10 protein-coding genes are annotated in these 11,998 nt (G+C 61.0%); 7 read left to right on the forward strand and 3 right to left on the reverse strand.

The genetic code is table 11. The features are described 5' to 3' along the window. Positions 1-101 precede the first annotated feature (101 nt). Both ACP7D4_RS00865 and ACP7D4_RS00870 read right to left on the reverse strand, forming a co-directional pair. Positions 102-869 carry a LytR/AlgR family response regulator transcription factor gene (locus ACP7D4_RS00865; protein ID WP_426103441.1) on the reverse strand — a complete coding sequence of 256 codons (768 nt, stop codon included), beginning with the start codon at positions 867-869 and terminating at the stop codon, positions 102-104. Continuing rightward, complete coding sequence (locus tag ACP7D4_RS00870; RefSeq protein ID WP_426103440.1) at positions 866-1,987, reverse strand: sensor histidine kinase; 1,122 nt, start codon at positions 1,985-1,987, stop codon at positions 866-868. Before ACP7D4_RS00870 ends, ACP7D4_RS00865 begins: the two co-directional genes overlap by 4 nt. 157 nt (positions 1,988-2,144) lie before the next feature. Here ACP7D4_RS00870 and ACP7D4_RS00875 point away from each other — a divergent pair, with 157 nt between their 5' ends. After that, the gene (locus ACP7D4_RS00875; protein ID WP_426207536.1) at positions 2,145-4,256 is read left to right on the forward strand and encodes a TonB-dependent receptor plug domain-containing protein; all 2,112 of its coding nucleotides are present in this window, start codon (positions 2,145-2,147) and stop codon (positions 4,254-4,256) included. 11 nt (positions 4,257-4,267) lie between these two features. Here ACP7D4_RS00875 and ACP7D4_RS00880 read toward each other — a convergent pair whose 3' ends face one another. Further along, a complete protein-coding gene (locus ACP7D4_RS00880; protein WP_426103438.1) occupies positions 4,268-4,759 on the reverse strand; it encodes a YqaA family protein in 492 nt (163 codons plus the stop codon). A 217-nt stretch (positions 4,760-4,976) separates the two neighbouring features. Here ACP7D4_RS00880 and ilvA point away from each other — a divergent pair, with 217 nt between their 5' ends. The 6 genes from ilvA (at position 4,977) to ACP7D4_RS00910 (ending at position 11,904) form a co-directional block, all read left to right on the forward strand. Further along, on the forward strand, positions 4,977-6,515 hold the full coding sequence (gene ilvA, locus ACP7D4_RS00885) for a threonine ammonia-lyase, biosynthetic (protein ID WP_426207537.1): 1,539 nt from the start codon (positions 4,977-4,979) through the stop codon (positions 6,513-6,515). Between the two features lie 12 nt (positions 6,516-6,527). After that, positions 6,528-7,358 (forward strand): NADPH-dependent 7-cyano-7-deazaguanine reductase QueF, encoded by an 831-nt coding sequence (queF, locus tag ACP7D4_RS00890; protein ID WP_426103436.1) that lies wholly within the window; start codon positions 6,528-6,530, stop codon positions 7,356-7,358. Between the two features lie 421 nt (positions 7,359-7,779). Continuing rightward, positions 7,780-8,262, forward strand: a complete 483-nt coding sequence (locus ACP7D4_RS00895; RefSeq protein ID WP_426103435.1) for a PTS sugar transporter subunit IIA — start codon at positions 7,780-7,782, stop codon at positions 8,260-8,262. A 60-nt stretch (positions 8,263-8,322) separates the two neighbouring features. Continuing rightward, complete coding sequence (gene hprK / locus ACP7D4_RS00900; RefSeq protein WP_426103434.1) at positions 8,323-9,258, forward strand: HPr(Ser) kinase/phosphatase; 936 nt, start codon at positions 8,323-8,325, stop codon at positions 9,256-9,258. Between the two features lie 158 nt (positions 9,259-9,416). Continuing rightward, entirely contained in the window at positions 9,417-10,280 is an 864-nt protein-coding gene (rapZ, locus tag ACP7D4_RS00905) for an RNase adapter RapZ (RefSeq protein WP_426103433.1), read from the forward strand. Between the two features lie 898 nt (positions 10,281-11,178). After that, entirely contained in the window at positions 11,179-11,904 is a 726-nt protein-coding gene (locus tag ACP7D4_RS00910) for an SMI1/KNR4 family protein (protein ID WP_426207538.1), read from the forward strand. Positions 11,905-11,998 lie beyond the last annotated feature (94 nt).

The raw sequence follows: 11,998 nt of genomic DNA on the forward strand, positions 1-11,998 counted from the left end.
AGATTTTGCCCTCGTCAAGGATGAGCCTGGCCCCCAAGGACGGTCGGGCACGGCCTGCTCGCGATGCGCCTGTTCGTTGAAGCATCGGCAAAGGCGCAAGGCTAGCCTGCTGCGCGCTCGCCCATCCGTTGGCGCACCGCCGCGCTATAGCGTTCGCTGGCGCTGACCACTGCGCCGCAGTGCAGGCCGAGGCGATAGGTGCCGTCGCCCGCCGCCTCGCAGGTGTGCAGCTGGTCCACCCGCACCACCACCCCGCGGTGCACCTGCATGAAGCAGGCCGGATCGAGCCGCTTGACCAGGGCGCCGAGCGGGGTGCGGTGCATGATGCTGCGTCCGGCCTGGTGCAGCAGCACGTAGTTGCCCGACGCTTCGATCCAGCGCACGTCGGCCAGTTGCACGCACTCGATGCGGCCCACCGACTTCACGCTGAGCTGCTGCAGGTACTGGCCGGCGTCGGCCACATAGGCACGCAGCGCCTGGCCGTAGCCGGCGCGCTGGCGCTGTTCGAGCATCAGCGCGGCGCGCGCAATGGCCCCGGCCAGGCGTTCGTCGTTGAGCGGCTTGAGCAAATAGTCCAGCGCGTGGACCTCGAAGGCATCGACGGCGAACACGTTATGAGCGGTTACGAAAATGACCAGCGGCGGATGAGCGCTGGCGGCCAGCGAACGCGCCAGCACCAGGCCCGAGTCGGCCGGCATCTGAATGTCGAGGAACACCACATCCACCTCGGTTTCACCGAGCACGCGTTTGGCGCATGCCACGCTGGCGCATTCGTCAACCACTTGCCAGGCAGGATAGTCGGCCAGCGCGCAGCGCAGGTTAACGCGGGCCGGCTCCTCGTCGTCGACGATCAGCGCGCGGATCGTCATGCGGCCAGTGCGTGGCGCGGCATGCTGATCGACACCAGGAAGCGTCCGTTGGCCGGAGCCGCACTGAGCGTGGCGGCGGCGCCGTAGGCCAGTTGCAGGCGCGAGCGCGAATGGTGCAAGCCCAGTCCCAGGCCGGGGTTGGTGGTGCGCCCATCGCTGAGCGGGTTCGATACGCTGATCGTCAGGCGCTCGGCGTCGCCCCCGAACACGAGCCGGATATCGCTGGGCCCTGCATGGCAGTCAAGGTCGTGCCGCAGCGCGTTTTCGATCAGCGGCTGCAGCAGCAGCGGCGGCACGTCGCCGGCCAGGCCGCGCGCGTCGTCACCGTCGATGTGCACCTGCAATCGCGCGCCATAGCGCATTTTTTGCAAGGCCAGATAATCGGCCACGAACTGGCGCTCATCGACCAGGCTGACGTGTTCGCGCTCGCTGGCCTGCAGCGCGTAGCGCAGCAGGTCGCTCAGGTGGCCGATGCCGGCCAGCGCCATCTTCCCATCCTGGGTGCGCACCAGGGCGCTGATGGCGTTCAAGGCATTGAACAGGAAATGGGGATTCAACTGGCCGCGCAGCGCGAGCAAGCGCTGCTGCTCAAGTTCCAGGCGCAGGGCGAAATTCTCGTTTTGCGACTGCATCCAGGCTTGCCGGCGTTCGCGCGCATCGCGCCAGTTGCAAACGGCGACGACGGCGGTGAAGGTGAAGGTGGCCCAGGTGAATTCAAAGAAGAAATGCAGGGAATATATCTGGGGCAAAGCCGTCAGAAGGCCGCCGGGAAGGACGGGTTTGTCCTCCAGGACTTGCCGCATGGCCGTCTGGAACAGGACCTGGACCGGCACGAAGCACAGCACCAGCGCGATGCACATCAGAGCAAAGGAGCGGCGGCTGGCGACCAGGTCGGGACGGCGCCGGAACAGTTCATGACAGGCGCAGGTAAGCACGATCAGCAGCACGTGATCGAAAAACCAGCCTGCCAGCAGGGCCGAGAAAACCGGGGAGTCGCCGCGTCGGGCCTCGTCGCTCATGCTGCCGAGCGAACCGAGTACGATCAAGGCGCCCCACAACAGCACGATGACGCCGATCGACGACAGCGTGCGCCGCAAAGAATGGGGATGATTGTTCATGATGTCCAATTATACTGGCGCCCCCACTGCCGATTAGCACAGCCAGGCGCCTTTGGTCACGCAGTTGCGGCGATTCGTCACTTGCTGCGCTGCCCGCCCGGCCACTGCTTCAAACTACGGTATCCGGCCAAGCGCCCAACGCCCAAACACCACTTTTATGCGCCACCCTGTTTTGCTTGCCTTGCCTGTTTTGCTTGCTTCCTGCGCTGCCGTTGCGCAAAGTGCGCCCGCGCCAATACAGAAAGTTAAAATTCGCGCCCCGAACGACCTTGACCAGCGCCGCGACGACACCTTCGCCCGCTTGAGCGTCACACGCGACGACATTGCGCGCTATGGCGACGTCAACGTCGCGGCGCTGCTGCGGCGCCAGCCGGGCATCGCCGTGGTCAATGGCGAAGTGCGCATGCGCGGCATGGGCGCGGGCTACACCCAGATTCTGATCGACGGCGAAGCCGCGCCCCCAGGCTTTGCGATCGACAGCCTGGCGCCGTCGATGATCGAGCGGATCGACATCATGCGCAGCGGCTCGGCCGAATTTGGCGCCCAGGCGATGGCGGGCACGATCAACATCATCATGCGCAAGAACCATGCGCGGGCGCAGCGCGATCTGACCGCTGGCGCCGGCGCGGCGCGCGGCTACCTGGTCGAGCCCTCGGTCGCGCTGCGCTGGGCCGACCAGCAGGGCGAACTGGCCTGGTCGCTGGGCGTTGAGCTGTCGCGCCCGAATTTTCATTTTGATGAGTCAAGCTACGAGACCGAACGCGATGCCGCGGGCAGTATTATCAACGAGCGCATCATCCGCGCCACCGGCGGCACCAACATAGCCAAAATATCGTTCAAGCCGCGCCTGACCTGGAAGCTGGGCGGCGGCGACTCACTCGCATGGGGCGCGACGATTGAGCGCAATGGCGTGACCACGAGCGCTTGTGCCGCCGAGACGCTGCTGGCCGGCGCGTACACGAGCTACCCGGACAACTGCTTGCGCATCGATCTGACGCGCAAGTCACTGCGCAGCGACGTGACATGGATTCGCACCATCGGCGCCAGCAAGCTGGAGGCCAAGGCGGCCGTCAACCGCTACGACCGCACGTCCGACTTTTTATTTGCGGGCGCGGGCAGCACGGCGACCCTGGCCCGGCGTGTGCTCTCCGATGCACTCGACCACACCACCACGCTCAGTGGCAAGTACCTGACGCCGCTGGGCAGCGCGCACAGTCTGGGCCTGGGCTGGGATGGCGGACTGACGCGGCGCACCGAATTTCGCAACCAGCACGACACCACCACCGGCAACGCCGTGCCCGAAGTGGTGGACGAGGACTACCAGGCCAGCGTCAACCGGATGGCACTGTTCGCGCAGGATGAATGGGCCATCACGCCGCGCCTGCAAGCCTACCTGGGCTTGCGCTGGGAAGGCTTGCAGACCGATGTGCAAGGGCGCACGATGGACGGGCGCGTGCGCAATTCGTCAAGCGTGTTCAGTCCCGTGGCAACGCTGCTGTGGAAGCTGCCCGGCTCCGGCAATGACCAGGTCCGGCTGTCCCTGTCGCGCACCTACAAGGCGCCGCTCACCAGTTTGCTGGTGCCCCGCCGCTATACGACCAACAACGGCAACAGCCCGACCAATCCGGACGTGCGCGGGAACCCGGAACTGCGCCCGGAACTGGCGTGGGGCCTGGACGCCGGCTACGAAAAATACTTCGGCAAGGATGGCGTGGTCAGCGTGTCCACGTACGTGCGGCGCGTGCAGGGCGTAACCGTGCAGTACGTGGACCCGAACATCCGCCCCTGGCTCTCGACGCCCATTAACAAGGGCAATGCGAATGTGGCCGGACTCGAAGCTGACACCAAATTTGCGCCGAGTCCCAAGCTGGATGTGCACGCCAACGTGGGCTACAACTGGTCCGAGCTGGACGCCATTCCGGGTCCGTACAACCGGCTGGCCGAGCAGGTAGCGGGCACCGCCAATGTGGGGCTGGACTACCGCCCTGCCCCGGCGTACACGGTGGGCATGAACCTGAACCTGCAGTTCGGGGGGGCCGTGCGCTCAAGCGAACAGCAACGGGCCTATACCGGCCCGGTGCGCAGGCTGGACCTGTATGCGCCGTGGAAGCTGAACGAAACGACCAAGTGGCGCCTGTCAGTGTCTGAAGCGCTGCAGCAGGACCAGGTAAGCGAGCGCTCCTACAGCAGCGACGCCGGCGCCTTTAACCGGCGTTTCGTGGAAACGAACCGCATGGTCATCCGGGTGGTGCTGGAAAAACGCCTATAGCCACCACTAAATCACCACAGCATTGCCGCCAGATTTTTCCAGAAGCTGTCGGGAATGTACAACAGGGCTGCGGTCATGGTCAGGTAGCGCATGAATTTGCCGATGGCCATGTAGACAATGCTGGGCCAGAACGGCAGGTGCAGCCAGCCGCCCAGCGTGCACAGCGGATCGCCAATCACCGGCACCCACGACAGCAGCATGGTCTTGGCGCCGTAGCGCGCCAGCCAGCCGAACCAGCGGCTTTCGCGCTCCTTGGCAAAGGCGACCTTGGCGCGGTATCCCAAAAAGTAGTCGAGCGCGCCCCCAAGCGTATTGCCGCACGTGGCCACCAGAATGGCGGGCCAGAACATGGCGGGGTTGACCTTGATGACGGCGAACACGGCCGGCTCGGACCCCAGCGGGACCAGCGTGGCCGAAACAAAGGCGATGACGAATACGGACGACAGGCCGACGGCGGGGGCGGCGAGCAGCGCCAGCAGCCAGTAGACGGCGCGTTCAACCATAAGGTAATGCGGAGGGCGAGGACATGGCGACTCGGCGGTGACAGGACCGGTCCATTATAATGAGGAATAACTATTGCAACGACACGATACGCCGAGCCCGCTACCCGGGCTGGCGCATCGCACTGCAGCCTCGGTCATCCGCCGACGACACAGTCCAGCGTCATCTTAGAATCGCGTTTCGGCGCGGCCGGCCCAAGAATTTACCTGTCTGCAGACTATGACCATCGACTACCTGAAGAAAATACTGACCGCGCGCGTGTACGACGTCGCTTCCGAAACGCCGCTCGAACTGGCGCCTATCCTGTCGCAGCGCTTCGAAAACCGCATTTACTTCAAGCGCGAAGACATGCAGGACGTGTTCAGCTTCAAGATTCGGGGGGCGTACAACAAGATGGCCAACCTGGCGCCGGCCCAACTCAAGCGCGGCGTGATTTGCGCGTCGGCCGGCAACCACGCGCAAGGCGTCGCAATGTCGGCAGCGCGCCTTGGCTGCCGCGCCGTGATCGTGATGCCAACCACCACGCCGAGCGTCAAGGTCGATGCGGTCAAGACCTTTGGCGGCGCCAATGTCGAGGTGATCCTGCATGGCGACTCTTACACCGACGCCTACAACCATGCGCTGACGCTGGAAAAGGAGCAAAAGCTGGCCTTTGTGCACCCGTTCGACGACCCGGACGTGATCGCCGGCCAGGGCACGATCGGCATGGAAATCCTGCGCCAGCACTCCGGCCCGATTCACGCCATTTTCGTGGCGATCGGCGGCGGCGGTTTGATTGGCGGCGTGTCCGCTTACGTCAAGCAGATCCGTCCCGACATCCGCATCATCGGCGTGCAATCGATGGATTCGGACGCGATGGCCCGTTCGCTCAAGGCCGGCGAGCGAGTGACGCTGGCCGATGTGGGCTTGTTTGCGGACGGCACGGCGGTGCGCCTGGTGGGCGAGGAAACGTTCCGCCTGGCGCAGCAGTATGTCGATGAAATCATCATCGTCGACACCGACGCCATCTGCGCGGCGATCAAGGACGTATTCCAGGATACGCGCAGCATTCTCGAGCCATCGGGCGCGCTGGCCATTGCCGGCGCCAAGGCGTACGTGGAGCGCTCGGCCCTGTCGAAAAACCCGATCCGCAACGAGACGCTCATTTCAATCGCCTGCGGCGCCAATATGAACTTCGACCGGTTGCGCTTTGTTGCCGAGCGCGCCGAGCTGGGCGAAGCGCGCGAAGCCGTGTTTGCCGTGACGATTCCGGAAAAGCGCGGCAGCTTCAAGCGCTTTTGCGAACTGGTCGGCCCGCGCAATGTGACTGAATTTAACTACCGCATCAGCGACGCCAGGGATGCCCACCTGTTCGTCGGCATCCAGATCGCCAGCCGCGGCGAATCGAGCGTGCTGGCGCGTACCTTCGAGCAGAGCGACTTTCGCACGCTCGACCTGACGCATGACGAACTGGCCAAGCTGCACATCCGCCATTTGGTCGGCGGCAAGAGCGCGCTGGCCGAAGACGAGCTGCTGTATCGTTTCGAATTCCCCGAGCGGCCGGGTGCGCTGATGCGCTTCCTGTCGAGCATGGCGCCGAACTGGAATATCTCGCTGTTCCATTATCGTAACCAGGGCGGCGACGTCGGGCGTATTCTAGTGGGGCTGCAAGTGCCGACCGGTGAAATGGACGAGTTCCGCCAGTTCCTGACCACGCTTGGCTACCGCTATTGGGACGAAAGCCTCAACCCCGTGTACAAACTGTTCCTGGGTACTTGATACAATAAACGCATGACCAATACTGCTGATCAATCACCACTGGGCAAGAGCGCCGCGTACCAAACCCAGTACGCGCCCGAGTTGCTGTTTCCAATTCCACGCCAGCAAAAGCGCGACGAACTGCAGCTGACGGGCACGCTACCGTTTTTTGGCGTGGATATCTGGAACGCTTACGAACTGTCGTGGCTGAACATGCGCGGCAAGCCGCAGGTGGCCATTGCCACCATCAGCGCGCCGGCCGATTCGCCCAACATCATTGAATCGAAGTCATTCAAGCTGTATCTCAATTCCTTCAACCAGACGCGCCTGGCCAACACCGACGCGCTGCTCGCGCTGCTGCGCGAAGACTTGTCGAACGGCTTTGGCGCGCCGGTGCACATTGTGCTGACCCAGCCGGACGGCTTCGAAGGCGTCAAGATGGGCGAACTCGACGGCCTGTTGCTGGACCGGCTCGACGTGGACATCGACCAGTATTCGCCCTCGCCTTCGCTGCTCAGTTCGGCGCGTGGCGAGGCGCCGGTCGAGGAAAAGCTGGTGTCGCATTTACTCAAGTCAAACTGCCTGGTCACCGGGCAGCCGGACTGGGCGAGTGTGCAGATCCGCTACGTGGGTCCGCAGATCGAGCAGGAAGGCTTACTTAAGTACCTGATTGGTTTTCGCGAGCATAACGAGTTCCACGAGCAGTGCGTGGAACGCATTTTTGTCGATATCTTGCGCCAGTGCGCGCCGCAAAAACTGGCGGTGTATGCGCGCTATACGCGGCGCGGCGGACTGGACATCAATCCCTGGCGCAGCAATTTCAGTGGACCGCCGCCAAAGAACCTGCGGACGGCACGCCAGTAATTTGACCCATCGCAAAGGCTGACCAATCAAGCTTTGACCTGATTGACGCTCGGGAATACGTTTCTGTGAGCATTGGCATGCTCGGTCTTGCCTATAACGCTGTGATTTACAAAAAAACAACAGTATTGATAGTATGCTGAGGTTTTGCCAGGTAGCGAATAGACTATCCGTATTGTTGGTTTGCCGGAAATTTTCGTAGCGAAAAGTGGGCGAACGCTGCATTTTTCCATGCGTTCTTCATGTTTTGCAGGGGCCGGCATTGCGCCATGCTTATCCTGTTGTGTAAGTCGCCATTCCTCTTGCAAAAGGTCAATGCAAGGCGGATACTTGCCGACGACAAATTTGAATGCCATCGCTGTAAAACAGGCCTATAATTCTGGCTCCCAAGCACATTTGTGCATTGCACCATTTGACTCGTGTTATGACTAACCTCAGCAAAATCCTCTCGCTCGAGAACGTGTTACTCGATTTGGAAGTATCCAGCAAGAAGCGTGCTTTCGAGCAGGCTGGACTCATTTTCGAGAACAATTGCGGCATTGCCCGTTCGACCGTCTCGGACAACCTGTTCGCGCGCGAACGGCTGGGCTCGACCGGCCTCGGGCATGGCGTTGCCGTGCCGCACGGGCGCATCAAGGGCAGCAAGAGCCTCAAGTCGCCGCTGGGCGCGTTCGTGCGCCTGGCTGAACCCATTCCATTCGAGTCGCCCGACGGCCAGCCGGTGAACCTGCTGTTTTTCCTGCTCATTCCCGACCACGTGACGCAGCAGCACCTGGAAATCCTGTCCGAAATCGCTGAAATGTTTTCCGACGACGCTTTCCGCACCGCCCTGGCGACCGATCCTGATCCCAAGTCGGTCCATTCGCGCATCACCAATTGGCAACCAAGTCTACAGGCCTTGGGTTAAACTTCCCGGCGCCGGGCGCCGCCATTGACATAGCCCCCACCAACCTGAAGACGCCCGACCATGCTGCAAACCCCGCTGACCATCCAACGGCTTTACGACGACAATCGCGAAAGCCTGCAGCTTGGCTGGTTCGCCGGCTTTCCGGGCGGCGAGCGCCTGATCTCGGGCGACGTTGCCTCCGCCGCCGACCAGGTCGGCCACCTGAACCTGATACACCCGGGCCGCATCCAGGTGTTTGGCCACCAAGAATTAACCTATTACCACCGTCTTAAAAGCGGCTCGCGCAGCCATGTCATTGGCGAACTGATCGCTGGTGGGCCGCCGGCGCTGATCATCGCGCAGGGACTGGACACGCCGGCCGACATTCTCGCCATTTGCGACGAGCAGAATATTCCCCTGTTTTCAACGCCCTTGCCCGCTGCACAGGTGATTGACTTTCTACGCGTGTATCTGTCCAAAAAGCTGGCGCAGCGCATCATCATGCATGGCGTTTTCATGGATGTGCTGGGCGTGGGCGTGTTGATTACCGGCGACTCGGGCCTGGGCAAGAGCGAGCTGGGGCTCGAACTGATATCACGCAGTCATGGCCTGGTGGCCGACGATGCGGTCGAGTTTTCGCGCATTGCGCCCAACATGATCGAGGGGCGCTGCCCGCCATTGCTGCAGAACCTGCTGGAAGTGCGCGGCCTGGGATTGCTGGATATTAAGGCGATCTTTGGCGAGACGGCGGTCCGGCGCAAAATGCGGCTCAAGCTGATCGTGCATCTGGTACGCAGGAGCGCGCTCGAGGAAGAAGTCGAACGGCTGCCGTTTTTGTTTCCAACCGAAGATGTATTGGGGCTGCCGGTGAGGAAGGTTGTCATTCCGGTGGCTGCGGGCCGGAATATTGCGGTGCTGCTGGAGGCGGCCGTGCGCAATACGATTCTGCAATTGCGGGGCATTGATACGTTGCAGGAATTTATGGAGCGCCAGCGGCAGGCGATGTCGGGGGACTAGAAACTACCCGTTACTGCCTGGTTTGGAATCGCAGCTGAGACCGGATTGCTGAGCGTCCCAAAAAGAGCCGGCGACATCAGCGATTCGAAGTATTGGGAAAGTCACACATATACGTTTCCGTCCCGCAAAAGACGGTCGCATGCGGTATCATAATTACCATGCGCATCGTACTCATTACAGGTATTTCAGGTTCCGGCAAATCAGTGGCAGTCAAGGTGCTGGAGGATTCCGGCTACTATTGCGTTGACAACCTTCCACCCGCCCTTCTGCCGAGCCTGGTAACCGCCCTGATCGCCGACGGGACCGAATCACTGGCCGTCGCGGTCGACGCGCGCAGCGCCGAATCGCTGGTGGAACTGCCTGCCAATATTCGCATGCTCAAGGACGAAGGCCATGACGTCAAAGTCATGTTCCTCACGGCAAACACCCATTCGCTGGTGGCACGGTTTTCCGAGACCCGTCGCAGCCACCCGCTGTCGCACCAGTTGCGCCCGGACGAAAACCCGGCTTCGCGCCGCACGCTGATCGAATGCATCCTCGAAGAGCGCGAGCGCCTGTCCGCCATCGAACAACTGGGCCATGTGATCGATACGTCGGAATTGTCAGCCAACAAGCTGCGCGCGTGGATCAAGGAGCTCGTCGAGATTGAACGCGCGCCCATCACGCTGTTCTTCGAGTCCTTCGCCTTCAAGCTGGGCGTGCCGCTGGACGCCGACTTTGTGTTCGACGTGCGGGCCTTGCCCAACCCCTACTACGACCTGACGCTGCGCCCGCTGACCGGCATGGATGCGCCCGTGATCGCCTTCCTCGACGCCCAGCCAAGCGCGGCCGAATTGCTGGAAGACATACGGGCTTTTATTGCCAAGTGGTTGCCGTCGTTTAAGACCGACAACCGCAGCTACTTGACGGTGGCGCTCGGCTGCACAGGGGGCCAGCACCGCTCGGTCTACATGGCCGAGCGCTTGGCCGCTCACTTCAGCCCGACCGAGCGGGTCGTGCTGCGCCACCGCGAGCAGTGCTAGACGTAGCGGCGCGCGTTGGAGAACAACCGTGCTCGCACTTGGCGCCGATCTGGACGCGAACTACCTGGGTTTTTACTGAAAATGGAACGGCGCTCGTGCTTGCATGAACGGCAAATGTAGACCTGTCCAACCTACCATTGCGACAACGGAAAAACTTCCCTGTTGAGACTAGAGGTGTCTCGCTCAAGTAACCCGTTTGGGTACACCCCGATCGAACTGCTCAGGGGCCGTAATAGTTGCTTGCGAAAATAACACGGTTGGCCGTACACTCAGCCGGACAAAGGCCGCTTTCGGCCAAAGCGGTCATTGCATCAAGCGGCCTTGGTACTGCGGCTAAGCTAAATGATTTTTTCTCCGTTTACTCATTCACGCCAAACAGTTTTCCTCATGTCGCTTCAACGGAATGTTCAACAACAGAACGAACTAGCGTTTCACGAAATGCTTCCCGCAGCGGAGCATTTTAGCGCGAGTGGATTCCTGCTGGAGCCCGGAATTTTCTAAGCAAGCAGGGGATTGACCTCGACACGTCCGTAATCGTCGCAGCATCCGAGGGTTTTGTACTTTGGTTTTCCTTCGGACTCGGCGGAATACTTCTGACGGCAGACCGTCGGTTCTTTAGCTTTGAATTGGAGCTCAATGACGCACTCCACAGATGTTGTGTTTGTGCACGAATTTGCTGACGTGACCGCCCAGTTGAGGCCGTCGCTATGCCGTCGAGTACCATCGACCGACAGGGACCGGCCATAACCTGACACTCGCGGAAGTCGGTGATAGGGCATCATCAAGGCACTCCTGTTGAGTAGCGGGTTTAGACTGTCAGATTTTGCAGTGTGCTCTGACTTCGATGATGTCGGGTTCATGGCTGCCATTTGCCGACATGTGCACGGAGAATTAACTGATGTGGGAACTGGTACTTGAAAAAATTCAACGTCTGAGACAGTTCGACGCGCAACGCCAAGCCTTCGGCGCGGAACTTCATCAATACGAAGCGGCAGCCCCATTGAGTGAAGGGGAGATCGCCGCTGCGGAAGCACGTCTTGGCTGCGCACTTCCAAGTGAACTCGCAGGCTTCTATCGCGAGGTCGGAGATGGCGGCGTGGGGCCATATTACGGAACCGTGCCCGTCAATTCGCTGCAGACAGAGGATGCTAAATACATATTCATCGGTGAGCAAGGCTGCGGACATCGAACTTATGTCATTTCGTCGGGACCGAAGGCGAACGCGATCGTGTTTCGAGATTTGGATGAGGACGGCTTCACCGAGACTGCCACTTCGCTTCTCGCGTTTTACGAAAATTGGCTCGATGATGAACTTGCAGCCTTTCAGGAGGTAAGGCGACTGATTGACGAGGGTTTGTCCGCCGAGGCGATTGTGCTGGAACTTTCGAAATCCCATAAACGGCATGACGGACGCGATCTTGTCGCGAGTGTCATCGACGCTCAAAAGCCAGTAGGACTGTTTGGGTCAAAAGGGCAGCGGATCTATCACGGAGCTACGCAGTTCCCATGGTATGAAAACAGGCTGAACGAGTTCCGCCGACGGACTGCAACTGGGGGTGACTCGCCGGATTCGAGTAAACCAACGGGCGCCCGGGACCAACCTTGGTGGCGCATTTGGAATTAGGCGGTGGTACTCATGAATGTCGAAATGAGCGCAAGTTGAACTCCGGATACTCTCGCCGGCGCCTGGCGAACCGTACACGACCCAGCAGAAAAAC

The organism is Massilia sp. TWP1-3-3 (assembly GCF_049897805.1).
Classification (GTDB): Bacteria; Pseudomonadota; Gammaproteobacteria; order Burkholderiales; family Burkholderiaceae_D; genus Telluria_A.